The organism is Planococcus sp. TJ-307 (genome assembly GCF_058268435.1).
This window is the reverse complement of the sequence record NZ_JBZDOJ010000002.1, coordinates 1,009,833-1,034,349: the sequence shown is the minus strand read 5'-3', so window position 1 is coordinate 1,034,349 and position 24,517 is coordinate 1,009,833. Positions and strand designations below refer to the sequence as shown.

General features: G+C 42.5%; 30 protein-coding genes and 2 riboswitches. Of the genes, 19 read left to right on the top strand and 11 right to left on the bottom strand.

Annotated elements, in window-relative coordinates; translation table 11 throughout:
• Positions 1–34 precede the first annotated feature (34 nt).
• Both AC4EHK_RS11525 and AC4EHK_RS11520 read left to right on the top strand, forming a co-directional pair.
• Positions 35–754, top strand: a complete 720-nt coding sequence (locus tag AC4EHK_RS11525) for an AAA family ATPase (RefSeq protein WP_490978925.1) — start codon at positions 35–37, stop codon at positions 752–754.
• Between the two features lie 54 nt (positions 755–808).
• Positions 809–1,477 (top strand): MOSC domain-containing protein, encoded by a 669-nt coding sequence (locus tag AC4EHK_RS11520; RefSeq protein ID WP_490978924.1) that lies wholly within the window; start codon positions 809–811, stop codon positions 1,475–1,477.
• Between the two features lie 69 nt (positions 1,478–1,546).
• On the opposite strand, the gene AC4EHK_RS11515 is transcribed toward AC4EHK_RS11520, so the two are convergent.
• Entirely contained in the window at positions 1,547–2,629 is a 1,083-nt protein-coding gene (locus AC4EHK_RS11515) for a metal ABC transporter solute-binding protein, Zn/Mn family (protein WP_490978923.1), read from the bottom strand.
• Positions 2,630–2,716: 87 nt separating this feature from the next.
• Positions 2,717–2,947, bottom strand: a complete 231-nt coding sequence (yidD, locus tag AC4EHK_RS11510; protein ID WP_490978922.1) for a membrane protein insertion efficiency factor YidD — start codon at positions 2,945–2,947, stop codon at positions 2,717–2,719.
• Positions 2,948–3,056: 109 nt separating this feature from the next.
• Here yidD and AC4EHK_RS11505 point away from each other — a divergent pair, with 109 nt between their 5' ends.
• From AC4EHK_RS11505 to AC4EHK_RS11495, 3 genes are all read left to right on the top strand, one after another.
• Positions 3,057–3,503, top strand: coding sequence for a Dps family protein (locus AC4EHK_RS11505; RefSeq protein WP_490978921.1), 447 nt, complete (start codon positions 3,057–3,059; stop codon positions 3,501–3,503).
• Between the two features lie 66 nt (positions 3,504–3,569).
• Positions 3,570–4,028, top strand: a complete 459-nt coding sequence (ytkD, locus tag AC4EHK_RS11500; RefSeq protein ID WP_490978920.1) for an RNA deprotection pyrophosphohydrolase — start codon at positions 3,570–3,572, stop codon at positions 4,026–4,028.
• Complete coding sequence (locus AC4EHK_RS11495) at positions 4,009–4,788, top strand: alpha/beta hydrolase family protein (protein ID WP_490978919.1); 780 nt, start codon at positions 4,009–4,011, stop codon at positions 4,786–4,788. Before ytkD ends, AC4EHK_RS11495 begins: the two co-directional genes overlap by 20 nt.
• A gap of 53 nt (positions 4,789–4,841) precedes the next feature.
• On the opposite strand, the gene pckA is transcribed toward AC4EHK_RS11495, so the two are convergent.
• Entirely contained in the window at positions 4,842–6,431 is a 1,590-nt protein-coding gene (gene pckA, locus AC4EHK_RS11490; RefSeq protein ID WP_490978918.1) for a phosphoenolpyruvate carboxykinase (ATP), read from the bottom strand.
• A gap of 320 nt (positions 6,432–6,751) precedes the next feature.
• A riboswitch (SAM riboswitch) is annotated at positions 6,752–6,864 on the top strand.
• A gap of 202 nt (positions 6,865–7,066) precedes the next feature.
• On the opposite strand from pckA, the gene metK reads away from it, so the two are divergent.
• Positions 7,067–8,275: a methionine adenosyltransferase gene (metK, locus tag AC4EHK_RS11485; RefSeq protein ID WP_490978917.1), complete on the top strand. Its 1,209-nt coding sequence runs from the start codon at positions 7,067–7,069 to the stop codon at positions 8,273–8,275.
• A 62-nt stretch (positions 8,276–8,337) separates the two neighbouring features.
• Here metK and AC4EHK_RS11480 read toward each other — a convergent pair whose 3' ends face one another.
• Positions 8,338–8,847: a gamma carbonic anhydrase gene (locus AC4EHK_RS11480; RefSeq protein WP_490978916.1), complete on the bottom strand. Its 510-nt coding sequence runs from the start codon at positions 8,845–8,847 to the stop codon at positions 8,338–8,340.
• A gap of 95 nt (positions 8,848–8,942) precedes the next feature.
• Between AC4EHK_RS11480 and AC4EHK_RS11475 the strand changes: the two genes are divergently transcribed.
• From AC4EHK_RS11475 to AC4EHK_RS11450, 6 genes are all read left to right on the top strand, one after another.
• Positions 8,943–9,749 carry an alpha/beta hydrolase gene (locus tag AC4EHK_RS11475; RefSeq protein WP_490978915.1) on the top strand — a complete coding sequence of 269 codons (807 nt, stop codon included), beginning with the start codon at positions 8,943–8,945 and terminating at the stop codon, positions 9,747–9,749.
• Positions 9,750–9,763: 14 nt separating this feature from the next.
• Positions 9,764–10,771, top strand: a complete 1,008-nt coding sequence (locus tag AC4EHK_RS11470) for an LLM class flavin-dependent oxidoreductase (protein ID WP_490978914.1) — start codon at positions 9,764–9,766, stop codon at positions 10,769–10,771.
• 119 nt (positions 10,772–10,890) lie between these two features.
• Positions 10,891–11,529, top strand: coding sequence for a pyridoxamine 5'-phosphate oxidase family protein (locus tag AC4EHK_RS11465; RefSeq protein ID WP_490978913.1), 639 nt, complete (start codon positions 10,891–10,893; stop codon positions 11,527–11,529).
• Between the two features lie 341 nt (positions 11,530–11,870).
• Complete coding sequence (yiaA, locus tag AC4EHK_RS11460) at positions 11,871–12,326, top strand: inner membrane protein YiaA (RefSeq protein WP_490978912.1); 456 nt, start codon at positions 11,871–11,873, stop codon at positions 12,324–12,326.
• A gap of 209 nt (positions 12,327–12,535) precedes the next feature.
• Positions 12,536–12,916: a hypothetical protein gene (locus AC4EHK_RS11455; RefSeq protein WP_490978911.1), complete on the top strand. Its 381-nt coding sequence runs from the start codon at positions 12,536–12,538 to the stop codon at positions 12,914–12,916.
• Positions 12,917–13,139: 223 nt separating this feature from the next.
• A complete protein-coding gene (locus tag AC4EHK_RS11450; RefSeq protein ID WP_490978910.1) occupies positions 13,140–13,457 on the top strand; it encodes a hypothetical protein in 318 nt (105 codons plus the stop codon).
• A gap of 142 nt (positions 13,458–13,599) precedes the next feature.
• Here AC4EHK_RS11450 and AC4EHK_RS11445 read toward each other — a convergent pair whose 3' ends face one another.
• Positions 13,600–14,544: a cation diffusion facilitator family transporter gene (locus AC4EHK_RS11445; protein ID WP_490978909.1), complete on the bottom strand. Its 945-nt coding sequence runs from the start codon at positions 14,542–14,544 to the stop codon at positions 13,600–13,602.
• A gap of 66 nt (positions 14,545–14,610) precedes the next feature.
• The gene (locus tag AC4EHK_RS11440) at positions 14,611–14,946 is read right to left on the bottom strand and encodes an ArsR/SmtB family transcription factor (RefSeq protein ID WP_490978908.1); all 336 of its coding nucleotides are present in this window, start codon (positions 14,944–14,946) and stop codon (positions 14,611–14,613) included.
• A gap of 409 nt (positions 14,947–15,355) precedes the next feature.
• On the opposite strand from AC4EHK_RS11440, the gene AC4EHK_RS11435 reads away from it, so the two are divergent.
• Genes AC4EHK_RS11435 through AC4EHK_RS11425 form a run of 3 tightly spaced genes read left to right on the top strand, consistent with a single transcriptional unit; the run spans position 15,356 to position 17,750 of the window.
• Complete coding sequence (locus AC4EHK_RS11435) at positions 15,356–15,919, top strand: VanZ family protein (protein WP_490978907.1); 564 nt, start codon at positions 15,356–15,358, stop codon at positions 15,917–15,919.
• 30 nt (positions 15,920–15,949) lie between these two features.
• Positions 15,950–16,633, top strand: a complete 684-nt coding sequence (locus tag AC4EHK_RS11430) for a response regulator transcription factor (RefSeq protein ID WP_490978906.1) — start codon at positions 15,950–15,952, stop codon at positions 16,631–16,633.
• Positions 16,626–17,750, top strand: coding sequence for a sensor histidine kinase (locus AC4EHK_RS11425; RefSeq protein ID WP_490978905.1), 1,125 nt, complete (start codon positions 16,626–16,628; stop codon positions 17,748–17,750). Before AC4EHK_RS11430 ends, AC4EHK_RS11425 begins: the two co-directional genes overlap by 8 nt.
• A gap of 128 nt (positions 17,751–17,878) precedes the next feature.
• Here AC4EHK_RS11425 and AC4EHK_RS11420 read toward each other — a convergent pair whose 3' ends face one another.
• Positions 17,879–18,667 carry an ABC transporter permease subunit gene (locus AC4EHK_RS11420; RefSeq protein ID WP_490978904.1) on the bottom strand — a complete coding sequence of 263 codons (789 nt, stop codon included), beginning with the start codon at positions 18,665–18,667 and terminating at the stop codon, positions 17,879–17,881.
• Positions 18,654–19,559, bottom strand: coding sequence for an ABC transporter ATP-binding protein (locus tag AC4EHK_RS11415; RefSeq protein ID WP_490978903.1), 906 nt, complete (start codon positions 19,557–19,559; stop codon positions 18,654–18,656). Before AC4EHK_RS11415 ends, AC4EHK_RS11420 begins: the two co-directional genes overlap by 14 nt.
• A gap of 139 nt (positions 19,560–19,698) precedes the next feature.
• Between AC4EHK_RS11415 and AC4EHK_RS11410 the strand changes: the two genes are divergently transcribed.
• Both AC4EHK_RS11410 and AC4EHK_RS11405 read left to right on the top strand, forming a co-directional pair.
• Positions 19,699–20,262: a TetR/AcrR family transcriptional regulator gene (locus AC4EHK_RS11410; RefSeq protein WP_490978902.1), complete on the top strand. Its 564-nt coding sequence runs from the start codon at positions 19,699–19,701 to the stop codon at positions 20,260–20,262.
• A 57-nt stretch (positions 20,263–20,319) separates the two neighbouring features.
• A complete protein-coding gene (locus AC4EHK_RS11405) occupies positions 20,320–21,366 on the top strand; it encodes a threonine aldolase family protein (RefSeq protein ID WP_490978901.1) in 1,047 nt (348 codons plus the stop codon).
• Between the two features lie 93 nt (positions 21,367–21,459).
• On the opposite strand, the gene AC4EHK_RS11400 is transcribed toward AC4EHK_RS11405, so the two are convergent.
• The 3 genes from AC4EHK_RS11400 to paiA form a co-directional block, all read right to left on the bottom strand.
• Positions 21,460–21,774 (bottom strand): DMT family transporter, encoded by a 315-nt coding sequence (locus AC4EHK_RS11400; protein ID WP_490978900.1) that lies wholly within the window; start codon positions 21,772–21,774, stop codon positions 21,460–21,462.
• Positions 21,774–22,115, bottom strand: coding sequence for a DMT family transporter (locus AC4EHK_RS11395; RefSeq protein ID WP_490978899.1), 342 nt, complete (start codon positions 22,113–22,115; stop codon positions 21,774–21,776). Before AC4EHK_RS11395 ends, AC4EHK_RS11400 begins: the two co-directional genes overlap by 1 nt.
• A 63-nt stretch (positions 22,116–22,178) precedes the next feature.
• A riboswitch (guanidine-I (ykkC/yxkD leader) is annotated at positions 22,179–22,276 on the bottom strand.
• A 77-nt stretch (positions 22,277–22,353) separates the two neighbouring features.
• Positions 22,354–22,872, bottom strand: coding sequence for a spermidine/spermine N(1)-acetyltransferase (gene paiA, locus AC4EHK_RS11390; RefSeq protein WP_490978898.1), 519 nt, complete (start codon positions 22,870–22,872; stop codon positions 22,354–22,356).
• A gap of 301 nt (positions 22,873–23,173) precedes the next feature.
• Here paiA and AC4EHK_RS11385 point away from each other — a divergent pair, with 301 nt between their 5' ends.
• Positions 23,174–23,965, top strand: a complete 792-nt coding sequence (locus tag AC4EHK_RS11385; RefSeq protein WP_490978897.1) for a TspO-related membrane protein — start codon at positions 23,174–23,176, stop codon at positions 23,963–23,965.
• A 190-nt stretch (positions 23,966–24,155) separates the two neighbouring features.
• Positions 24,156–24,506, top strand: coding sequence for an ArsR/SmtB family transcription factor (locus AC4EHK_RS11380; RefSeq protein ID WP_490978896.1), 351 nt, complete (start codon positions 24,156–24,158; stop codon positions 24,504–24,506).
• Positions 24,507–24,517: the final 11 nt, after the last annotated feature.

Sequence of the window (24,517 nt, the reverse complement as noted above, 5' to 3'; positions counted from 1 at the left end):
AAAGAATAGAAGCAGCGCGCAAGGAGCTGGGCAAATGTTTTTAAATCGGATCAGTTTGATAAAAGAGAACATTGAAGATTTTGAACAATACCCGTTTGATATTCCGTCGATTAGCAGTTTGGACCAATTGGATTTGAGCAGTGCGGTTACATTTTTTGTGGGAGAAAACGGATCTGGCAAATCTACGCTTCTTGAAGGAGTCGCTGATAAATGTGGATTCCATACAGCGGGTGGAGGACGCAATAATTCATATGATGTCCATGCATCGGAATCTGTACTGGGCGATTATATCCGTCTTTCCTGGATGCCAAAAGTAACAAATGGATTTTTTATGCGGGCAGAATCCTTTTATCATTTTGCCACTCATCTTGAAGAAGTTGACGGGGGTGGATTTCAGTCTTATGGCGGCCGTTCGTTGCACGAACAATCCCACGGTGAATCGTTCCTGTCATTATTTTTAAACCGCTTTAACGGCCGTGCTTTGTACCTGTTGGATGAGCCGGAAGCAGCATTGTCTCCGCAGCGCCAGTTGACGTTTCTGCGGATTTTAAAAGACTTGACCGAAGAAGACGATTGCCAATTTATCATCGCCACTCATTCACCTATTTTGCTTGGGTATCCGGATGCTGAAATTTTCAGTTTTGACGGAGGATCGATTGAGAAGATCGAATACGAAGAGACCGATCACTATCGAATTACGAAATACTTTCTGGATCATCGAGAAAAATTTTTAAAAGAAATATTGGACGATTGATAATTTATTGCAGATAGAGAAAAGTAGATCTGATTGATAAAGGTGGGGTGGCATATGAGAGGTTTTGGGAAGGCAGTTATAACAAGCTTTGCTGTCGGATTGCCCGAAAAAATGATTTACGAAAATGGCAAGGAAGTAGAAACTGCAATTCGTAAGGAGCAAGTAGAGGAAGTATTTCTAAGCAAAGACGGTTTTCATGGTGATGGCGTAGCTGATGTGAAGCACCATGGAGGACCGGAGCGTGCTGTCTGCATTTATCCACATGAGCATTATGATCTTTGGAACAGCCATTTTGAAACGGAGTTGCCCCGCGCTGCTTTTGGAGAAAACTTGACCATAACGAATATGCTGGAGCAGGATATTTGCATCGGTGATATTTTCCAAATTGGTGAGGCGGTCATCCAAGTAACGCAAGGGCGTGTTCCCTGCAATACCATTGACAGGCGCCTTGACATGAAACCTTTGCTGAAAGAAATGGTGAGGACCGGATATACCGGTTATTTATGCCGGGTACTGGAAGAGGGCCTAATCAGAGCTGACTCGCCTGTCCGTCTAGTGGCGAAAGATCCTCAGCGAGTATCTGTCCTTTATGCCAATGAAATCAATTTCCACCGAACAAAAGATATCGATGGGATTGTCAAAGTGCTTGAAGCAGAAGAACTGGCGGATGAATGGCGTCAGTTCCTGACCAAGCGATTAATCAAGTTGACAGCGGGAAGCTGACTTAGCTATAAAGATAATAGAAAAAAGCACCGCTGCAAAATTTTGCAGCGGTGCTTTTTTTGTCTTTAATTATTTAAGAATCGTTTCAAGAACTTGCAGGTTTTTTTCCATCAATGTGAAATAAGTTTCTTCATTGTCGATGTTTTCCTGTGTCAACACACCGAGATTGTGCATTTCAATCGCTTCTGCACCTACTTCATTTTGAATGACTTCAGTCAGGTTGGACGAAACATTTTGTTCAAAGACAATGTACTCTATATTTTCTGCTTTTGCTTGATCAACAATTTCCGTCAACTCTTTTTGCGAAGGTTCATCCTGGCTATTCAAGCCGGCAATCGCCACTTGCTCAAAACCATACGGCTCTGACAAATAACTGAAAGCGGCATGAGACACGAAGAAAGTGTCTTTAGTAACGCGTTCGCCCAAAGCCTCGAACGAGCGATCCAAGGTCTCCAGTTCCACGACCAGTTCAGTGTAGTTGCTTTCATAAGTAGCTGCATTTTCTGGATCTGCTTCTGTTAATGAATTTTTAATCGATTCTGCCAGTTTTTCGCTTAGTGATGGAGACATCCACACATGCGGATCGGTCGAACCGTGGTCATGGCCGTCGTGGCTTCCAGTTTCTTCTGAGTGTGCTTCATCATCATGCGCTTCGTCACTATGAGCTTCTTCATCGTGTGCGTCTTCACTGTGAGCTTCTTCGTCATGCGCTTCGTCACTGTTAGCCTCTTCATCGTGTGCTTCTTCGTCATGAGCTTCATCACTATGGCCTAAAGCTGCTTCCAGTTCTTCGTCTGAAATAGCGTCAGCAGTCGCGACAAATTCAACATTTTCGTTCTGCAAAGTGTCTTGGGCGCTGTCAATAAATCCTTCCAGGCCAAGTCCAATAGAGAACATCAAGTCTGCATCTGCCAGCCCGATCATTTCTTGCTGTGTCGGCTCGAAGGTGTGTTCATTTGAACCTGCCGGATAAATTGATTGCACATTCACCAAGTCGCCAGCAATGCGTTCTGTAAAATAAGTGAGGGGATAGACTGTTGTATAGACTTCGAGCTTTTCAGGGTTTTCATCCACACTCTGAGCTTCTTCACTTGTATCTCCACAAGCGGCTAATAATAGTGGCAAGGTTGCCAGTAATAGGATCTTTTTCATGTTCTACCTCCAAAATGTAATCGTTACGTTTTAATGACTAGTTGAATATTACAGGATGATTCCAAAAAACACAAGAAAAACCACCAATTATTTTTTTGGTGGCCATTCTTCCGGGACAAAATCGATTCCGCCTTTGTGGAAAGGGTGACAGCTTAAGATGCGTTTGGCTGCCAAATATCCACCTTTTAAGGCGCCATGTTTTTCTACAGCCTCAATGCCATAATGCGAACACGTTGGATAGAAGCGGCAGCTTGGGGGCGACAGAGGAGAGATAAACCGCTGATAAAAGCGAAAAGTCTTCAGTAGCATTGTCTTCATAGTTCTTCAGCTCTTTTCGGATAGATTACATCGTATGTTTATTGTAGGGGGATTAGAGGTAATAATAAAGTATAAGTACTTATCAAAACTAATTGGAGTGTGATTGGAAATGTCTACAGAATTAAACCAAGAATTAAACGTACAAGTGGCGACATGGTCAGTTGCCTACACAAAATTACATAATTTTCATTGGTATGTAAAAGGGCCTTCGTTCTTTACATTGCATGTGAAATTCGAGGAATTGTATAACGAAGCAACTCTTCATATGGACGAAATCGCGGAGCGTTTGCTGGCACTGGGTGGGAAACCTGTGGCTACAATGAAAGAGCAGCTCAAGCTGTCCGTAATTGAAGAGGCTAATAGCAAAGAGTCAGCTGAAGATATGGTCGATACAGTGGTTAGTGACTACGACAAAATCATGAAATCATTGAAAAAAGGCATGGAGTTGGCAGCGGCAGATGGGGATGACATGACAGAAGACATGTTTAATGCCATCCATCAGAACCTTGAAAAACATTCATGGATGTTATCAGCATTCCTTGGCGAAAAGAAGTAAAATAGAAGTATACAAGCGTACACTGAAAGTTAGTGTACGTTTTTCTTATGGCATCGAGGTGGAAAAATGCAGTATCAGGATCTAAATGGTTATCAATGTGAACTATCATTTGAAAAAAATAGCTTTTCTTTAGAAAGCAGGCATGTACTGGTCATTTGCCAATACGAGGGCAAGTGGGTGCTGACCCAACATAACGAGCGGGGCCTGGAGTTTCCAGGAGGGAAAGTAGAAGCTGGGGAACGTTTACAAGGAGCTGCAAAACGGGAAGTATACGAAGAGACCGGCGCTCAAGTAAAAGAGCTGGAATGGTTTGCAGAGTATGTGGTGCATTCGGCGAAACCATTCTGCAAGACTGTTTTTATAGCTGAAGTTGAAAAAGTGGATAAAATTCCGCTACTTGAAACAAAAGGAATTGTTTTAATGGGAGAATTAAAGCTGGACGATGAGTTCAGTTTTCTAATGAAAGATGCTGGAATGAGGACAATTATAGAGAAGGTGAAGCAGCTTGGAAAATGGGAAGATTAAATCAAAAAAACACTTTCCTTCACCAAATCCCAATGTACGCTTAACGGAAATTGTTTATTGGTCAGAAGGATTGAAGGTCAAAGGAATGCTTGCAGAACCAAAAGAACCGGGAAACTATAGCGGCATTTTGTATTTACGAGGCGGCATCCAGTCGATTGGAATGGTTCGCCCTGCGCGTATTGCCCAGTTCGCTGCACAAGGCTTTGTGGTATTTGCTCCGTACTATAGAGGCAATCGAGGCGGCGAAGGCCGAGACGAATTTGCCGGTGCGGATCGTTGGGATGCCGTTCACGCTGTGGATGTCTTAAAAAAATACAGCAACGGGTACGTGCACTTGCTGGCATTTTCCCGCGGCGGCATTATGGCGTTATGGACCGCCGTTTTGCGTTCGGACATTACCTCGCTTGTCACATGGGCCGGAGTTACAGATACGGTGTTGACCTATAAAGAGCGGCCAGACATGCGGCGCATGATGAAACGGCTTTACGGCGGCACACCCAATACGGCGCTTGCCGCATACGAAGAACGCAATCCGTTGATGCGGATTGAAGAAAGCTGTGCGCCCATGCTCATTATCCATGGCCTTCAGGATGAAAACGTCTATCCTGCCCAAGCCTATCTGCTAGAAGAAACTCTAGCGCTCAACAATCAGCCATACGAAACTTGGTATTTCAAAGATTATACGCATTTCTTTCCACCGGCTGCCAATCGCAAAACAGTTCGGGCAATTTGCCAATGGATGAGAGATAAAGAGCAATAGGAAAGTAAAAAAAGCCCGTTCGGATTTTACTCCGAACGGGCTTTAAGGGATGCTTATTTTTGAAGTGGTCCGCCAAGTGTTGTGATTTCAGGTGCGACAGTACCGAACTTCTGGAAGTTTTCCTGGAATTTTTGTGCCAATTCCACAGCTTTTGAATCGTATGCTTCTTTATCTGCCCAAGCATGGCGTGGGTTTAACACATCGGCTGGTACGCCAGGTACTTGTACTGGAATTTCAAGGCCGAAGATAGCTTCTTTTTCAGTCGGCACATCATTCAATTCGCCTTTGATGGCAGCGCGAACCATTGTCCGAGTGTAAGAAAGCTTCATGCGGCTGCCGACTCCATAGACTCCACCCGTCCAGCCGGTGTTGACAAGAAAGACTTGAACATCGTGCTCATCAATTTTGCTGCCGAGCATTTCAGCGTATACCGTTGCGTGCAGCGGCAAGAATGGCGAACCAAAGCAAGTTGAGAACGTTGCTTCAGGTATAGTGATGCCACGCTCTGTACCAGCTAATTTTGATGTGTAGCCACTAAGGAAATGATACATAGCCTGTTCTTTTGTCAGCTTGCTGATTGGAGGCAATACGCCGAAAGCGTCTGCAGTCAAGAAAACAATCGTTTTTGGGTGACCCGCAACTGAAGGATCTACAATATTGTCAATTGCCTGCATTGGGTAGGCGGCACGTGTGTTTTCAGTTAATGAACCGTCGTCATAATCCGGGATGCGTGTATCCGGATCAACAACCACATTTTCCAAAACCGAACCGAAACGGATCGCGTCGTAGATTTGCGGTTCGTTTTCACGCGACAGGTTGATGGTTTTTGCATAGCAGCCGCCTTCGATGTTGAAGACGCCATTATCAGACCAGCCATGCTCGTCATCACCGATCAGCTTGCGGTCTCCATCTGCTGACAAGGTCGTTTTGCCGGTACCGGACAAGCCGAAAAATAAAGTTACATCGCCATCTTGTCCTACGTTTGCTGAACAGTGCATTGGAAGAATGCCTCTTTCTGGCAACAAGTAGTTCATAATAGAAAAGATCGATTTTTTCATTTCGCCGGCGTATTCAGTTCCACCGATTAAAATGATGCGCTGTTCCATGGAGACGATGATGAATGTTTCTGAAGCCGTACCGTCAACTGCAGGGTCTGCCATGAATGTAGGGGCATAAACCACCGTGAATTCAGCTTCATGCGCTTGCAGCTCTTCAGCTGACGGACGGATGAACAGTTGGTGGGCAAACAAGTTGTGCCACGCGTATTCATTGATGGTTTGAATTGGCACACGTGATTCGTGGTCCGCTCCGGCAAATCCTTTGAAAACGAAAAGAGCATCTTTTTCTTTTAAGTGCTTAATCACCTTAGCGTATAATTTTTCAAACACTTCGCTAGAAATTGGACGGTTCACATTGCCCCAGTCGACTTTGTCTTTAGAGCTTTCTTCTTCCACCATGTATTTGTCTTTCGGTGAGCGGCCCGTGTATTTTCCTGTCTCCGCTTTTACAGCGCCTTCCCGAGTCAATACGGCTTCCCCGCGAGATGTTGCTGCTTCCACTAGTTGTGGCACTGATAATTGAACATGTACATTTTGGCCAGTTAAAAGATCCTTTAAATCATTTGCAAAGTTCACTGAAGTCATATATATGTACCTTCCTTTTCTGTTATTCCCATGGCGATGGGGAGGATGTATATTCGTTCATTAGTATAACACATTAGGTTTATTAGTCTATACTAATCCCCTTCGGAAATCAAAAATTATTGGATAGACTCTATATGAGGCAGGAATCTGCAAGTAAATAAACTGTACAAGACATACAAATGGGTTTGCCTATATAACGAGTTGTAGAGAGCGGGAGGAATGAGCGGAACGAGCAGCAGGCAATTTACTATCTCATTTTAATTCGAAAAAATCATTGACATCCCAGTACTATTTCCGTATGATGAAAAATTGAACGGATACTCTTATTCCGAGCTGGTGGAGGGGACAGGCCCTATGAAACCCGGCAACCTGCTGCATACGCAGTGATGGTGCCAAACCTGAAGCAAGGCGCACAGGCCTTGGATGATAAGAGTGAAAGGTGCTTATGATGATTCTCCTTTCCTCATGATGAATGAGTGAAGGGATTTTTTTATGGAATGCCCTTAATCCTCGTGTGAAAGGCCACAAACGGCTTGAAGTTCAATCTGGATTTTGTCTGGAACGGACTTGACATGGGAAACGAGTACCGTATCAATTTCGAGAGCAATCTCGCAGGATATAAGGAGGAACATTTTTTGAAAAACCGTCGATTATTTACATCAGAATCAGTAACAGAAGGACATCCGGATAAAATTTGTGACCAAATCTCAGATGCTATTTTGGATGCAATCTTGACCGAAGATCCAAACGCACGTGTTGCATGCGAGACCACTGTAACGACAGGGCTGGTTTTAGTAGCCGGAGAAATTACCACTTCTACTTATGTGGACATTCCGAAAGTCGTTAGACAAACGGTAAGAGAAATTGGATACACACGAGCTAAATACGGTTTCGATTCAGAAACAAGTGCAGTGCTAACAGCAATCGATGAGCAATCACCGGATATCGCTGCTGGAGTCAATGTGGCGCTTGAGTCACGCGAAGGCCAAATGACTGATAAAGAATTGGATGATATCGGAGCAGGCGACCAAGGGTTGATGTTCGGGTATGCCAACAACGAAACAGAAGAATTGATGCCATTGCCGATTTCATTGGCACATAAATTGGCGCGCCGTTTGGCTGAAGTGCGCAAAGAAGAAATTCTTCCCTACTTGCGTCCCGATGGCAAAACACAGGTAACTGTTGAGTACGACGAAAATAATAAGCCGCTTCGTGTGGACACAATTGTTATCTCGACGCAGCATCACCCAGAAGTAACACTTGAGCAAATTCAACGCAACATCAAAGAGTACGTCATCAAAGAAGTCGTTCCGGCAAAATGGATTGACGAAGAGACCAAATACTTCATTAACCCAACGGGGCGCTTTGTTATTGGCGGACCTCAGGGAGATGCAGGCTTAACTGGCCGCAAAATCATCGTAGATACTTACGGTGGCTATGCTCGCCACGGCGGCGGTGCATTTTCCGGTAAAGACGCAACAAAAGTTGACCGTTCAGCAGCTTATGCTGCACGTTATGTAGCGAAAAACATTGTAGCGGCTGGTCTGGCAGATAAATGTGAAGTGCAATTGGCATATGCAATCGGTGTAGCACATCCAGTATCGATCGCTTTTGATACATTTGGCACCGGCATTGTGGACGAAGACAAATTGGATGATTTGGTACGCGCGAACTTTGATTTGCGTCCTGCTGGAATCATCAAAATGCTTGATCTTCGCCGCCCAATCTACAAGCAGACAGCAGCTTACGGACATTTTGGCCGTACAGATGTTGATCTTCCTTGGGAGCGTACGGACAAAGCAGCACTTTTGAAAGAACAAGCTGGCGTTGAAGCTGGTATCTAAAACTGTATAAAAATAAAGGACGATCCGGCATCCCTGCCGGATCGTCCTTTTTTGTGCTAGCCCTATTGAAGAGACTTGTAGTAAGCGCCTTTTTCAGCGTATTCGCGGACAATTCGTTCCATGTCCACTTTGTCGTCTTCGCGCAGTTCACGGACAACTTTTGCTGGGCGTCCGAGAGCGAGCATGCCTGGTGGAATGATTTTTCCGGGGGGCACGAGGCTGCCGGCACCAATAAATGCGCCTTCTCCAACTTCTGCTCCGTCTAAAATAATCGAACCCATCCCAACTAATGCTCTTTTTCGAATGGTGCAGCTGTGCAAGGTCACTTGATGGCCAATCGTTACCTCGTCTTCTAGCACCAATGGTTTGCCAGGACTTTGGTGCAGCATGCAAAGATCTTGGATATTCACTTTATTGCCAATAACAGTGGGGGATACGTCACCGCGAATCACAGTATTAAACCAAACTGATGAATCGGCGCCAATCGTCACATCACCAGAAATGGTGGTGTAGTCTGCGATGAAAACGGATGGATCGATTTGGGGGAATTTGTCTTTAAATGGATAAATCATGGCAAAGCTCCTTTAAAAAAGATAAGATATTCTATATCGTAACAAATCAAATCAAAACGTCAAATTGGAGCTTGGAATGGAAAGGAAGTTGGACTATGTGGAAATGGCAGGCTGAAGGAACGGCTAAGGCAACAGTTGTGCTGATCCATAGTGCATATGAGCAGCATTTGCGCTATGCATGGCAAATTGAAAAATGGCGAGCGGCAGGATTCGATGTTTATATGGCAGACTTGCCGGGTCATGGCAAAAATGCTGGAGCCGACAAGGTTCACCGCGAATCGTTTGATGTCTACGAACAGGCGGTACATGATATGCTGAAGCTATCATCGGAAAATGATCTGCCGGTGTTTGTCATTGCCCACGGCCTCGGTGCCACCATCACAATGAATGTTCTTGGCAATCGTAAATTTAACGTGGCGGGAGCTATTTTTACATCTCCTTGGCTGCAGTTAAAAAAGTTGCCGCCAAAAGCACCCAATTCATTTCCAGGTGTTGCTCAGCTGACAGGACGCAGAAAAATGGACCACGAGATTGCATTGCGTGACCTGACAAGAAGCCAATTCAGCCTCGAACAGGGAGCTGAAAACAACTTGTATCATACTGTTGTAACTGCAGCCTGGTTTAAAGAATTGCAGAGCTATATGAAAGAAACCGCAGCAGCTGTTGAGGTGTATCCACAGATTCCAACTTATCTGCACACAGCAGAACGGGACGCAATCACCGAAAAGGAAGTTGCGCGACAATGGCTATTAAAACAGCAGCTGACTGAGTTTAGCTACAAAGAATGGAAATACTGTTACCACGACATCTTTCAAGAACCGGAAAAAGAGGAAGTCTTTTTGGCGACGCAAGGATTTATTCATACCGTTTTGCGATCGGTCGGGTACTTGATCCACGAATAAAGGAGAGAATGACAATGGCATTTAGCTATAGCGTGCTGGACCAATCACCCATTTCAGAAGGCAGCTCGCCTCAGGAAGCGTTAAAACAGACAGCGATCCTGGCACAAAAAGCCGAAAAATGGGGTTACACCCGATTTTGGGTTTCCGAACATCACGATGCAGTCACATTGGCCGGCTCTTCCCCAGAAGTGTTGATTGGACACCTGGGTGCTGTGACAAAAAGCATTCGCCTCGGTTCTGGCGGTGTTATGCTGCCGCATTATGCGGCTTTTAAAGTCGCTGAAAATTTTAAACTGCTGGAAGCTTTATATCCAAATAGAATCGATGCGGGAGTTGGCAGGGCTCCAGGTGGTATGCCGCGTGCTTCTTATGCATTGAACGAAGGAAAAAAGCGGGACACCAGCCAATTTCCTGCACAAATCGATGATCTTCGCATGTACTTGACGGACTCCATTCCTGAAGAACATCCGTATTACGGGATGAAAGCCACACCGCTTACAAAGCACAGTCCGCCAATCTGGATGCTCGGCTCAAGCGAAAACTCGGCAAAGCTGGCAGCAGAAAAAGGCCTTCCCTATATGTTTGCGCATTTCATCAACGGTGAAGGCGGACAGCAGTTTGCGAAAGAATACCGTGAATACTTCAACTCTTATAAAGGCAGCACGCCGCATGTCGGATTTGCAATTTTTGTGGTCTGCCAGGAAACACCCGAGCTGGCAGAACGGGTTGCTTCTTCAATGGATCTTTCGCTGTGTATGGGCGCACAAGGGATGCCATCAAAAGGCACACCGCCGCCCGAGACAGCTTTGGCTTATCCCTATTCCAAATTCGAAAAATTGCTGGTGGCCGAAAACCGCCGGCGTATGGTTGTCGGAACCCCGGGTCAAGTCGTGGACCGGTTGGAAGTTTTGGCGGCTGAGTACGGAGCAGACGAAGTGATGTTGGTTTCCTCTGCTTATAATTTTAAGGACAAACTGAAAACCTTCGAGTTAGTAGCGGAAGAAATAAAAAAACGCCAATAGGAAATTTCCTGTTGGCTTTTTTTGCAAAGTCCTCCGTTTTGAGGTTTTGGATGCTGACTAGTAAGTTACACCAAAGGAAGATTACTAAAAGAAAATGAATGCGAAAGGGATGGATCCAAGTGAAAACCAAACCAACATTTCCGAATACAATCGAGACAGTGGAAGAACTTCGAGAAATTACCGGGAATCCAAGTGAATTGGTAAACAATAAAGTCATCTCCTACATAGATGAGCACTGCAAAGAATTTATTGCGAAATCACCGTTTCTGACAATATCAACTTCGGACGTCTCCGGATTTTGTGACGTCTCTCCTCGGGGAGACGGAGCGGGTTTTGTTTACGTGCTAAATGAAAGTCAACTAGTCATTCCTGAAAGACCTGGCAACAAACGGATGGACTCCATGCGGAATATTTTATCAAACCCCAATATCGGTTTGCTGTTTCTCATTCCAGGACTGGGCGAGACCTTGCGCATTAACGGCAAAGCCAGTGTGGTCCGAGACGAGGAATTGTTAGAAAAAATGGCAGTCAACGGGAAGCGTCCTCTTCTTGGAATTGGCGTGGACGTAGAAGAATGCTTTATCCATTGCGCCAAAGCGTTCCGGCGTTCCGGACTTTGGAGCCCTGAAGCATGGGCAAATGATGAGGATCTTCCAAAAGGCGCAAAAATCTTAGCAGCCCATGCCAAATTACCAAATGTAGATGAAGAGGCAATGGGAAAAATTCTGCAAAAGAGCTATCGGGACAATTTGTATTAAGAGTAAATAAGATGTTCTTATTTCGATTTATTTAGCTGTTTATAAATAGGTAAATAAATCAAATTCCCATATGCCAATAACCCGAAATTACTTCACAATAAATAGTTAGTTTGACAGTTATCTTGTGATGAAATATAACTATTACTGAGAGTGTTTACAAATGTTTACTTTAACTTTGCACCTGTATTTTATTCAGGAAACCAGATCTGTCTGATAACCACATTTTGTATGCTTAGAGAGCAGCTATTCAAAAAATTCAACGGATGTAACACCTTGTAAATTAAGGTGAAAGATGTCCTGCATATATAAATCACGTGTTGCAGATAAGAGGAGCTGATTGTATGTTAGGTGAGAAAGACGATGACGAGTTCATGAAAAAAACGGTAGAAAAGCGCAGACTTGGTGAACCAACGGGAGCATTTAAAGGTGCAGCTTGGGGGGCTCTACTGATTGGGGTATCGACCTATTTAATTGGTTTATACAATGCAGTAATGGAGTTAAACGAAAAAGGCTATTATATTACGTTATTAATTTTAGGGCTTTACGCCGCAGTATCGCTTCAAAAAGCAGTGCGAGACCGAGACGAAGGAATTCGCGTCACAAACTTGTATTTTGGCATCAGCTGGTTTGCGCTGATTGCAGCATTAGCACTCATGGCAATTGGCCTGTTTAACGCAGGAAGCATAACTTTGAGCGAAAAAGGCTTTTATGGCATTTCGTTTGTTCTCAGCTTGTTCGCGGTGGTCACGGTACAGAAGAATGTCCGGGACACCGAAGAAGCAAACCAAGATACGTAAAAATCAAAAAGGAACGTCTACCTGGTCTTCAGGTCAGACGTTTTTTTGTGTGATTTTGAGAAGACAGGTATAAGTTGTATGGTCATTCTTAGTAAAAAACGACAATTCATAGTGAAAGAATATTCTATTAATATTAGATTTAAATGGGTTTATTTGGTATTATTTAGACTAAGACTAAAGAGGTTTCTCGTATAAGGAGATGGACAAAGGTGAAAAAGTTCGTTTTGTTACTAATTTTGCTTGCTATCTTAAGCGGGTGCGGCGTTAGCAGTGAACGATACGACTTTTCAGGCAGCAGTGAAAACTGGGATGTGTTTTATGCTGTCAATATTTCCAATGGAGATAGAGAAGATAAAAGTGGAACCGTTAAGTTTACCGGAAGCGGAGAAGCACCCGACACAATCGATTATAAAATTGAAACGGATTTGGGAGGATCTGAAGGGACCGGAATCACAATCAGCGAGAAAACTGGAAGCATGGGGAGCAGCTTTTGTGATGGGTGCGCGGTGATGCAAGGCGATGAAGAGATAAGAGTAGAAATTACTTGGAATGGCCAGACTGAAAGTATGGCTTTAAGTGTTGGAAATTAATCTTATGGTTTTGTCACGTTAAGAAAATGAAGTACATGAACAAATATAGCTATATAAGTTGAACTACTAATCTTTCATTGTCGATATTCCGCAAAACCGCGGGCTCGCGTCCAAAGTTCGACTTATATAGTTTCATTTTAAAAGCAATCAAAACCGCTGAAAACACGTTGTCGCAACAAGTAATTATAAGTTTGAATTACTTAACATGAAAGGAGTCCTTTACGTGGAATTAGCAATTGACATTTTTCTTATCGTACTGCCTATTATGCTGGTGGGGGCGATTTCACTATTCGTGATTAAAAAATTGAAGACGAAACAAAAACAAGGTACTTTAGGCAGGAAAAAAACACAAGAGGCGCAAATTTTATTGGATAGTTCAGTTCCATTAGGTATGCTTCTGGGAACCTTGGCAGGACTTGTAGTCGGTATGATTTTTCCTATCCCCACAGGAACCGCCCTTGCTTTAGGATCAGCCGCTGGTTTATTGGGAGGCTATTTCGTTTATACAGCATCTAGCAAAAAAGAGGAACATGAACAATAAAGAAAACACAAATTTGGATTGCCTTGCTCAAATGCTCGGCAAATAAATTCATAAAAACTGCAGAAGAGCTCTTCTGCAGCCTGAAAGCTCCTTAGCTAAGGAGCTTTTTTTAATAGATATGAAATTTGAAGTTTGTTCTCTATTAATGCTGATGTTCATGCGCCACCGCATTTTTTGCAGTACACAGAATAGAGTTGCTGTGTTTATGTGCACCTGTTTCCATTTGAATGGTCACATGAGAAATCCCTTTATGTTCGAGACTGTGTTCAAGGTTGTGGAGAATTTGTTCACTTTCTGCGACCGTTAAGTGGTGATCGACTACTGCGTGACAGGATAGGGCATTCATGCCGCTGGTGATGGACCAGATGTGAAGATCATGAACACCTTGGACGCCTTGTGTTTTGCTGATGGTCTCCAAAATGTCATCGACATCAATGTTTTGGGGAGTTCCTTCCATCAAAACATGAACCGCAGCTTTAGTAACAAAATAGCCGCTTCTGAGAACAAGCACTGCAACAATTACACTTGCTGCAGGATCTGCCCATCCCCATCCAAAGAAAATCATTAGCAATGCAGCTGTTATGGCACCAACAGAACCCAGCATATCACTTAAAACATGTAGATAAGCACCACGCATGTTCAAATTGTCATGCGTATCTCCGCCCCGCATCATAATCCAGGCAACAAGAATATTCACTGCCAGACCGACCACACTAATAATGAGCATGCCGGTCGTGGCGACTTCGGGAGGATGTGCAAAACGCTTGCTGGCTTCGTAAAAAATGTAAACGGCAATCGCTATTAAGGTCACGCCATTTATGACGGAAGCCAGGATTTCGAACCGTTTGTAGCCATAAGTTTTGCTGCGATCAGCCGCTTTTTCGGCCAACTTAAAGGCAATCAGGGCGATTGCCAATGAAATGGAATCGCTCAGCATATGGCCAGCATCAGATAAAAGGGCCAAACTATTTGTTAAGAAACCGCCGATGGCTTCAATGATCATGTAACTGGTGATAATTAGAAAAGAAATCATCAATACTTTTTTGTTGGCTCCGTGAGTGTGGTCATGATTATGATCATGTGCCATCTTGAATTCTCCTTCCAATCTCTTGAAAAAAATTAAACTGCGGTGTTGAACGTTATCAAGCCATATTTAGTTATGAGCCGCGTGCTCAATGGCTTGATTCAAGAGATTCATAATGTGGTCGTCGTCTTTTGAATAGTAGAGAGTTGTTCCGGCTCTTCTGAATTTGACTAAGCGCAATTGCTTTAAAAAACGTAATTGATGGGATACGGTAGACTGTCCCAAATCTAATTTTTCAGCGAGTTCATTAACAGAGTGTTCAGCAATACAAAGCAAATTCAAAATGCGAATTCGTGTTGGGTCGCTCAGTGCTTTGAATGTTTGAGAAACGACAAACAAGGTTTCCTCATCTAACGGATGTTCATTTTCAAAAAATTCCTTATCATCTTTTAAACGCTCGTTCATGGCCATCGACCCCCAATTAGAATGCACACAATTAAAACTTATATATGAGCATATGTTCATATATTGATTATAGAACTGACTGGCTTTGAAAGTCAAGGCAGCGGCTGCAGGTTTTGTCTTTATAGATTTGAAGAGATTATCTCACCTGAATAAAATGAATCCGATAAATCTCTGCTAATAATTAATCAGCATCATATTTTTAAAAAAGCTTCTCGCTTTCTTTTTAAAAACTTTATTTTTCATTCCTATACTAAAAACATGAGCTCAAAAAAGGGGTAGGGGCTTATTGAATCTTTAGAGGAGAGTGATCGATGAGTACTTTTAAAAAAGCAAATAGGATTTTAATTTAGTTTTTCAGAAAAAATAAAAAAGAGCTATGTAATGCAGTAAATTTTAAGGAGGAAGACAAATGACGGATTCAATCATGTTTACAATCAACTCCTGGTACATCCTGGTGCCAATATATTTCGCGTTTTTTTTCGTTGCGATAGGGAAGCTGCTGAAAGGAAGATACACTTTAGGCCAATTCCTATTAGTATCATCTTTTGTGTTTTATTCTTTATGTGTAGTTCATTTAGTTTTATTCCCCATTCATGTAAATATCGGACAGTACGCCAATTTAACTCCATGGTATAATTCAATTAATTTTATACCGGTGTTAACAATCGATTTAACAACGTTTCTATTGAATGTGGCTATGCTGGTGCCCCTCGGAATGTACCTGCCATTGCTGCTGCAAAAGTGCAATTCATGGAAAAAAGCAACTTATGCAGGCTTCTTAGTGAGCCTATCATTTGAAGCGATGCAATTGTTGATTCGGGTGGCACTTGGAAGTGGAAGAAGCTCTGATATCAATGATTTGCTAGCCAATGCTTTAGGAACGGCAGTAGGGTTTTGGCTAGTCCAACTCATTACAGAAGTACCAAGCTTGAATAATATCTTAAATAAGTTCCGATTAAGAAAAGCAGTATAAAAAATTTTTATGTGTTTAGGAGGAATACCAGTGAACAGTACGGTGCTGGTTGTTGATGACGATGCGGAAATTGCTAAACTTGTGAGCGTGTACTTGAAAAACGAAGGATATGAGATCCTCCTGGCACAGGATGGAGTGGAAGCGTTAAAAGTCATCGAACAGAATTCGATAGATCTCATCGTGTTGGATGTGATGATGCCGAATATGGATGGGCTGGAATTTTGCAAAAAAATTCGCGCAAACAGCCAGGTGCCAATTCTGATGCTCAGTGCCAAAGTACAGGATATGGATAAGATTTTGGGGTTAATGACAGGTGCGGATGATTACATGATCAAACCTTTTAATCCGCTTGAGCTAACGGTCCGGGTCAAATCGTTGTTGCGAAGAGCCAATTACCAACCAAACAGCAAAGAGGACGGCATTATTCAAATCAACACGCTGTCGGTCAACAAGCAAAGCCATCAAGCTATGGCAAACGGCAAAGAAATTAAATGCACTTCGATTGAGTTTGATATTTTGTATTTGTTAGCCAAAAACCAAGGGAAGGTTTTCAGTTCAGAACAAATATTCGAGAAAGTATGGAAGGAAAGCAGCATGGGCTCAAATAAAACAGTAATGGTACACATTAAAAACCTTCGCGACAAGATTGAGTCAGTGGTGCCGGGAGAAGCCATTATTCAAACAGTATGGGGAGTTGGGTACAAAATTGAATAAAGTCATCGCGTTTGTTCCCAAATGGAAATTGCTAATGTACTTCATTCTCTCAGCTATTTTCACGAATCTGGTATTTATTGTAACAGCAACGATCATCAGCGCATTGAAAAGCCAATCTTCCAGGCTGGCTGACTTGGCAGAACTAGTAGGGTCATTTGGGATTGCTGCATTGATTATTTTCGTTGTTCTGATTTGGGGGGGCTTTCTTTATCTGTTCTATTGTTATGAACGAGGAAGATATGTTAAAAGCTCAAGAAAAGACATGCTTGAAGAAATCAAGCACATCTCAAAAGGGCATTTTGGAGAAAGGGTTGCAAACGTGGATGATCCCCAATTAAACGAGTGGGCAAGCACGATAAACACAATCATTGCCCAAGCAGAGAACGCGATCAACGATCAACAAGAGTCCGCAAAACTGAAAAACGACTTGATCACCAATGTGGCCCACGACCTTCGTTCACCTCTGACGTCCATTGTCGGTTATTTGGATCTTGTAAATGGGGACCAGTACAAAGACGAAGTCGAGATGCGCCATTACGTTCAAATTGTGCACAATAAAGCACAAGGGCTTCATCAAGTCATTAATGATTTATTTGAATACACCTTAGTCCAAAACAAAGAGTCTCTTTCTCATAGAGTGCCCATCAACCCAGTAGAAATGCTGAACCAGTTGGCTATGCAGTATCAGCAACAGGTGCAGGAAGCAGGAATGGAAATAAGGAATTTTGTATCAACAGGAGCAGATCCGTATGTTTTGGGAGATGGCAACAAACTGGTAAGGGTATTTGAAAACCTTATTCAAAATGCCATTCGGTACGGAAAAGATGGAAAATACATTGATATAAGCGTAATGGATTCAGATAGACTGATTATAATTGAAATGAGCAATTACGGTCCCAAGATTCTGGCTGCTGAGCTTCCTTATCTTTTTGATCGCTTTTACCGGGTTGAGAAATCACGGTCAAAAGAATCTGGTGGCTCTGGTCTAGGATTGGCGATTGTAAAAAGCATCGTCGAGTTGCACGGGGGACAAGTTCAAGCAGTAAGTACACATGAGAAAACAACTTTTGTCGTGACGTTTCCAACATACAACAGTAATGTGAATGAAATACTGTAATCGAAAAAAAGAAACTTCAGATGAAGTTTCTTTTTTATAGGTTCAAATGAATTGTCACTAGACCAGAAGTTTACTGAAGATCTGCCAGAAAAAATTTCATTTTTAACAAGAGAAGGTTTTAAAACAGTCTATAATGTGAGATCTTTTCGATTAAATACACTAATGCCGAGTACATAAAAAACAAATGAGATGACAGCCAGAATAAAGAACTGAACTCCGTAACTGCCGCTTTGAATAATGGCGGTGGAATCAACCAGCGTGATGAGCGTCAAATTTTCAAAAAAAGTCAAACTGTCATTCATTCCAGAAAGTATATTCGCAGCAAAGAAAAATACAGTCAGTCCGGCACCCAATGCAAGAGAGTTGCTGGAACGGTTGAATAAACAGGAGGCAAAAAAAGTTATGCTGCTGATTGCCAGGTGCAATAATAGCGAACCCAGCGTGAGCGCAAAAAAGGTTCCAATGGGCAATTCACCAGGTTGAACAAGCTCTGCCATTCCATAACCTATAACAAATACCAGTATGAAAATAGCTGTAAGGGAAGAAACGAAGTAAACAAAACTCGTAAAGGTATATTGTGTTCTCGTGATAGGCATTGAAAGGTGAAAAGCCATGCTGCCTTTATCCACTTGCTCTGCTACTAGTTTATTCCCAACAATAACGGCATAAATCATAGCGAAAATCAGGGCGAAGTTTCCAAAGTATTGATTGGCAATAAAAGCGATGAGTGTTGAAATATCTCCTAATGGATTTACGGGGCCTTCTGCGCTTGCTTGTGCAATCTCATTCATGGTTTCGGGAGTGAAAATAGCCATAATAATCCCGATCAATAAAGACAAAGCACCTGCAATGATAAAGAAAACTTTGAAGTTTGTTTTCACCAAATGGGTGAACAGGATTTTGTTAAACATGGTCATCTTCTCCTCCTTTATAGAAACGCATGAACGATTCTTCCAGTGAGCTCTTTATTTCGTGAAAAGAAGAGACTTCCCTTTCAGAAAGAGCACGCAGCAGTTGATTGATTTCTTGATTTTTCACTTCAAGGACAATGTGAAAATCTTCTTTAGAAGCTTCCCGAATTTTAAAGCTTTCTTTCTGAATGGATTGGAAGTCCTGGAAGTTCCGGAAGTTTATTTTAAATGCAGTTCTGTCAAACTGCTTAAAGTCTTGAGTAGCGATCGCTGAAAGTAATCGTCCTTCCTTAATCATGGCAATCCGGTCACAGGTCTCTTCCACTTCTTCAAAGAGGTGGGAAGACATCAGAATGCTTTTTCCTTGCTGTTTTTCCTGATGGATCAGTTTGACAAAAACCGATTGCATGAGAGGATCCAAACCTGTTGTGGGTTCATCCAAAATTAAGACTTGAGGGTCATGCATAAATGCACAGACAATCCCTACTTTTTGTTTCATTCCTTTAGACATCCGCTTTATTGGAGGGGATGGATCTAAATCAAACATTTCCACTAAACGTTGTGCTTTGGCGGTATCCGATAGGTCGCGCATTTTCGCGGTATGCTGAATAAGCTGTGTGCCGGTCATGTTTTCAGGAAATGCAATTTCTGCAGGCAAATAACCGAGATGCTGTTGTATTTTTTGGGGGTTGCTCCAGCAATCCCAATTTAAGATAGTGGACTTTCCGCTTTGAGGTCGGATAAATCCCAACAAGTGGCGAATAGTCGTCGTTTTTCCTGCTCCATTGGGACCTAAAAAGCCAACTGCTTCACCTTGTTCGATTTGAAGAGAAACATCGAAAATCCCTTTGTTATTTCCAAAGTCTTTTGTAAGATGCTGAATATTTATTGCTGTCATATGAATCCACCTCATCTTTATACGTTTATTTGTCCGACAACCTGTCGTATGATTTAAGTGTAAGTTGGGCTAGTTGCGCTAGCAACCAACAGTTTAACGGGAATGTCGGATTTTAGAACTAGAAGGTGAGGGCAAAAAGATGAAAAAAATTGGATCTGTTACTGCTCAAACAAAACAAAACTTAATCGATGCCTTTTGGGGAATTTATTGCGGAAAGCGAATAGAAAAAATAACCGTCAAAGAGATTACCACGAAAGCCGGATACAATCGATCAACATTCTACGAGTATTTTACAGATGTTTACGCTATTCTGGAGCAGATCGAAAATGCGTTGATTGTCAAATTGCAGGAACTCCCAATAAATCAATTGTCTTCAGTAGACGATCCATTCCCATTCGAAATATTGGTGAATGTCTATTCACAACACAGCAAATATCTTGGCGTGCTTTTAGGAGAGCGCGGTGATCCTGCCTTTCAAGCAAAAATCAAAGGCAGCATGAAGCCATTGATGAAACGAGCCCTGATTGGCAAAGGAGCCAAAGAGGGCTTTGAATTGGAGTATACGTTGGAATATGCATTATCAGCGATGATCGGCGTACTCAGCTATTGGTTTAATGATGAGGAAGCGCCATCGCTGGAGAAGCTGATGGAGCTGCTGGCGGGACTATCAAGTGAGGGAGTCATGAAACAATTAAATGGTTGAAATAAACTCATCAATACTTGGAATTTATTCAAAATTGAAAGGGTGGGAGAAAACGAAATGATTCGATTTGAAAATGACTATGCAGAAGGTGCACATAGGCGAATTTTGGAACGGCTGCTGGAAACCAACGAAGAACAAAGCGCTGGGTATGGAACGGATGAATACAGTGAACGAGCCAAATTGTTAATCAAGGATGCTTGCGAGACACCCTCAGCAGATGTGCATTTTCTAGTAGGGGGTACGCAAACCAATACGACCGTAATAGCTTCAGTTTTGCGGCCGCACCAAGGTGTGATTTCTGCACATTCGGGCCACATTGCTGTTCATGAAACCGGCGCCATTGAAGCGACAGGCCATAAAGTGCTCGTTTTGCCGAGTGAAGACGGAAAAATTCGTGCAGAACAGATTAGGCGAGTTCATGAAGAACATTGGAGCGACCCTACTCACGAACACATTGTCCAACCGGCTTTGGTCTACATATCGAATCCAACAGAATTGGGCACTACCTATAGCAAAACAGAGCTGGAAGAACTTCGGAAGGCATGTCTTGATTGCGAGTTGCTCTTAATGATGGATGGTGCAAGGCTGGGATACGGATTGGCTTCAGAAGGAAACGACTTGTCCTTGGCAGATGTCGCCAGACTGTGTGATGTGTTTTATATAGGTGGAACCAAGATAGGTGCTTTGTTTGGAGAAGCTGTAGTAATCATAAACCCAGCGTTGAAAAAAGATTTCCGCTATATGATCAAACAACGAGGCGGACTTTTGGCGAAAGGCCGCATACTGGGCATTCAGTTTGAGACGCTTTTTCAAGATGGTTTGTACATGGAATTGGCCAAGCACGCGGTAAATGCCGCGATGATCCTTCGATCAGCTTTTGAAAACAATGGAATTAGATTGAGGTATGATTCGACTACCAATCAGCAATTTCCACTCCTTAAAAATGAGGAAATAGAAGAGTTGAGCAAAAAATACGCATTCCATACTTGGGAAAAAATAAATGAAACCGAGAGTGTTGTCAGGTTCTGCACCAGCTGGTCGACTAAGGCGGAACATGTCAGTGCATTAGTAAAGGATATTAATTCTTTGAAGCCGCGAAAATAAGGTATATGAATCTATTGAAAAAGGGTACAGAAACTGAGGTTCAGTTTCTGTACCCTTTTTAGTATGATTTATAGGTGAGGTAAGTTTCTCCAATTAAGAAACCAGTTTCAACCCTACTGCCGACCCCAGTACCATGGCAATAAAAAGAATTCGTTTCCAGTCTTTTTCTTCATTGTAAAAAAGCATGCCAAGTATGGCTCCACCTGAGGCGCCAATCCCCGTCCAAATGGCGTAAGCTGTTCCCATTGCCAAAGTTTCCATGGCATAAGCCAAAAACACAAAGCTGGCTCCAAAACCGCTTATCAGCAGTAAAAGCGATTGCCAGTTGCGGTCTTTATGCAGCTTGTTGATCATTGCCACACCGAACATTTCAAATACGCCTGCCAAAACCAATGCAGTCCATGCCATTATGCTTCTCCTCCTTCAGAAATTGGATCTTTCGTTACTAATTTCAAGCCGATGACGCCTGCCAACAAAACGCCGACCAGCAGAAGTTTGGCTGCACTGAACGGCTCGTTGAAGATGACGATTTCAGAAAGGACTGTCCCAGCTGTTCCAAGCCCAACAAAAACCGCATAAACCGTTCCGACTGGCAGCTTACGTCCTGCCATGATCATGACCGTAAAACTGATGGCAATTGCGATGACTGTAATTGTCCAATCCCAAAAGCCATCCGCATGTTTTAAGCCAATAACCCAAATCACTTCAAAACCTGCAGCAATTATTACTTTTAGCCAATTTGAATTCATTTTAACTTCCTCCTTAATTGTTGTGATAAAAATAAAAAAGCCTGGGAGAACTGTAAAAACAGTTTCTCCCAGGCTTTTGTCCTTCCGTGACACAGCAAAGCTGTGAGTTTTCTCTCGGACCAGACCAGCGTAAATGCTGCGGAACCCTAGAAAACATTTCAGATATGCAATTACCTTGTATTGTACATGCTTGGGTAAAGTACTTCAATTAACTTGATCGATTGAACATTCAAAAGGATTACCGAAGTGTCTTGGCCATGAGCAAATCCGTTTGCTCGTCATCTCCCATGTAAAAAGAATGCGATCCTGTCTGGACAAATCCTTTTTTTCGATAAAATGCGAGCGCATTGTCGTTGTTTTCCCAGACACCAAGCCAAATGGTTTGTTTGTTTTGTTGACGCGCCATTTCAATTGCTTTGTTTAATAGTTCCTTGCCAATCCCTAACTTTTGAAATGCTTTCCTTACATAAATTCGTTCAACTTCCAGTGCATCCTCACCCATGGGTTCTGTCTGAGCGTCATAGGTGTTGAGCTTCAGGTATCCAGCAAGATGCTGGTCCGAATAAATGAAAAAGAAATACGAAAAAGGTACACGCAATTCGCGTTCGAGTTTGTCCAATGGATATGCTTGTTCCAAATAGGCAGCAAGATTTTCAGGCGTGTTGTGTTCTTTAAACGTCTCGGTATATGTTTCGATGCTAATCGTTTGAAGTTCGTACAGGTCTTCAAGTGTACATTCTTTGATCATAGTTGGCATCTGGATTGTCGCTCCTTTACAGCATTAATACTTCCTCTATAGAATATTCTTTTACCAAACTTAATTGCAAATGCAATAAAAATGAATAAAGAAAATATATTATTAATTAGTTGAACATGCAACTAAAACCGCAAATGATTGCTTAATAAATCCTAATAAGGCTAAGGGAATATTTGCTGCTGAGTATTTACAAATTGGTTTAGAAGAGTGAATTCTTTTAAAACTGATAATTCAGTATATAATAAAGGGAAATAGAATTATGCGCTAATCATACAATAAAATAAATTGGGAGGGAACAAACTTGAAGTGGCTGAAAAAAGTTTTTGTTAAACTGAAACGTGCAGCAGTACTGGCATTTTCTTTGTTGCAGCCTGTGTCCGTTTGGATTGCACAAAGAGGGGACAATCGCTTGTTTGAAGGAGAAGGCGCAAATCCTTTGATCACTCCCGCAGGTTATGCTTTTTCCATCTGGTCTGTCATTGTCCTTGGAACGATTGCCTACGCTATTTATCAGCTTCTGCCGGCTACTTATTCTCGAGTTGTCTACGATAAGATCGCTTTAAGGTCCATGGTGGTTTTTGCAGGCTTTGCATTTTGGATTTGGTGTGCTTCAAACGAGTGGCTTTGGGGAACTGTTGCTGTGTTTGCCGGAATGGGAATAGTCCTTCGCTCAATCTTTTTGGAAATCGAGGGTTCAGTATTCAATTCGGCAGAACGCGTTATCGTTTCTGGTAGCTTTGCCATGTACTATGGGTGGACAACTGTTGCAGTGTTCGCAAATCTGGCTTCTGCGCTTGCTTATTATGGATGGCCGGTCACTGGTGCAGCGGGTACGGTTTGGCAAGCAAGCATACTAGCGGCAGCCTTACTGACATCTTTGCTTTTATTGAAAGAAACTGGCTATCAGAAAGTTTATTATGCAACAATACTGTGGGCGTTTAGCGCAATCGTCGTTGGTTTAGTTTTAGTCGGCAAGGAAGCATTTCCGCTCACGATTTTGTCCTTTGCAGCGACTGGTTATATTCTTAGTAGAGGATGGTTTCCAGAGAAGAACTACAAAAACAACTGGCGTCCGGAGATCATCATGACTTGAAGTCAAAAATTAGCTGCAATAGTAAAAGAACAGATCATATAAATCTGTTCTTTTTGTATTGGGGCTTTGATTATTAAAATAATGCCCTTGAACATATAAGTATATGCTGATATGATATTGTAAGTTTCAATAACAGCAATAACAGAAATTCCAAAGCTTTAAAAATCCAATGAATGAGGTGACAGAAAAGATGGAAGTAAAAGCGAAGGAAATTGAAATCGAACAGGCGAGTACCGTGTTAAAGCTTCTGGGAGACAAAACCCGGCTTTCGATGATGAAGTTGTTGGAAAAAAATGAGTGCTGCGTGTGTGAATTTGTAGAAATTTTTAATATTACACAGCCGGCCATCAGCCAGCATTTGCGGAAATTGCGCGATGTTGGATTGGTGAAGGAAAACCGAAAAGGGCAGTGGATTTTTTATTCATTGAACGCAGACAGTGCAATGTACGAAATGGTCCTGCACATTCTGGCATTCATACCAAGTCAGGACGAACGGATCCAGGAATTAGAAAAACAAGGTTTGCGCATTAGTTGCAGATAATGGAGGGAATT

What these genes read in the sequence shown, in the direction of transcription:
- AC4EHK_RS11525 (WP_490978925.1), top strand. Translation starts at nt 35, where the DNA reads ATGTTTTTAAATCGGATCAGTTTGATAAAAGAGAACATTGAAGATTTT.
- AC4EHK_RS11520 (WP_490978924.1), top strand. Translation starts at nt 809, where the DNA reads ATGAGAGGTTTTGGGAAGGCAGTTATAACAAGCTTTGCTGTCGGATTG.
- AC4EHK_RS11515 (WP_490978923.1), bottom strand. Translation starts at nt 2,629, where the DNA reads ATGAAAAAGATCCTATTACTGGCAACCTTGCCACTATTATTAGCCGCT.
- yidD (WP_490978922.1), bottom strand. Translation starts at nt 2,947, where the DNA reads ATGAAGACAATGCTACTGAAGACTTTTCGCTTTTATCAGCGGTTTATC.
- AC4EHK_RS11505 (WP_490978921.1), top strand. Translation starts at nt 3,057, where the DNA reads ATGTCTACAGAATTAAACCAAGAATTAAACGTACAAGTGGCGACATGG.
- ytkD (WP_490978920.1), top strand. Translation starts at nt 3,570, where the DNA reads ATGCAGTATCAGGATCTAAATGGTTATCAATGTGAACTATCATTTGAA.
- pckA (WP_490978918.1), bottom strand. Translation starts at nt 6,431, where the DNA reads ATGACTTCAGTGAACTTTGCAAATGATTTAAAGGATCTTTTAACTGGC.
- AC4EHK_RS11480 (WP_490978916.1), bottom strand. Translation starts at nt 8,847, where the DNA reads ATGATTTATCCATTTAAAGACAAATTCCCCCAAATCGATCCATCCGTT.
- AC4EHK_RS11475 (WP_490978915.1), top strand. Translation starts at nt 8,943, where the DNA reads ATGTGGAAATGGCAGGCTGAAGGAACGGCTAAGGCAACAGTTGTGCTG.
- AC4EHK_RS11470 (WP_490978914.1), top strand. Translation starts at nt 9,764, where the DNA reads ATGGCATTTAGCTATAGCGTGCTGGACCAATCACCCATTTCAGAAGGC.
- yiaA (WP_490978912.1), top strand. Translation starts at nt 11,871, where the DNA reads ATGTTAGGTGAGAAAGACGATGACGAGTTCATGAAAAAAACGGTAGAA.
- AC4EHK_RS11445 (WP_490978909.1), bottom strand. Translation starts at nt 14,544, where the DNA reads ATGGCACATGATCATAATCATGACCACACTCACGGAGCCAACAAAAAA.
- AC4EHK_RS11440 (WP_490978908.1), bottom strand. Translation starts at nt 14,946, where the DNA reads ATGAACGAGCGTTTAAAAGATGATAAGGAATTTTTTGAAAATGAACAT.
- AC4EHK_RS11435 (WP_490978907.1), top strand. Translation starts at nt 15,356, where the DNA reads ATGACGGATTCAATCATGTTTACAATCAACTCCTGGTACATCCTGGTG.
- AC4EHK_RS11420 (WP_490978904.1), bottom strand. Translation starts at nt 18,667, where the DNA reads ATGACCATGTTTAACAAAATCCTGTTCACCCATTTGGTGAAAACAAAC.
- AC4EHK_RS11415 (WP_490978903.1), bottom strand. Translation starts at nt 19,559, where the DNA reads ATGACAGCAATAAATATTCAGCATCTTACAAAAGACTTTGGAAATAAC.
- AC4EHK_RS11410 (WP_490978902.1), top strand. Translation starts at nt 19,699, where the DNA reads ATGAAAAAAATTGGATCTGTTACTGCTCAAACAAAACAAAACTTAATC.
- AC4EHK_RS11405 (WP_490978901.1), top strand. Translation starts at nt 20,320, where the DNA reads ATGATTCGATTTGAAAATGACTATGCAGAAGGTGCACATAGGCGAATT.
- AC4EHK_RS11400 (WP_490978900.1), bottom strand. Translation starts at nt 21,774, where the DNA reads ATGGCATGGACTGCATTGGTTTTGGCAGGCGTATTTGAAATGTTCGGT.
- AC4EHK_RS11395 (WP_490978899.1), bottom strand. Translation starts at nt 22,115, where the DNA reads ATGAATTCAAATTGGCTAAAAGTAATAATTGCTGCAGGTTTTGAAGTG.
- paiA (WP_490978898.1), bottom strand. Translation starts at nt 22,872, where the DNA reads ATGCCAACTATGATCAAAGAATGTACACTTGAAGACCTGTACGAACTT.
- AC4EHK_RS11380 (WP_490978896.1), top strand. Translation starts at nt 24,156, where the DNA reads ATGGAAGTAAAAGCGAAGGAAATTGAAATCGAACAGGCGAGTACCGTG.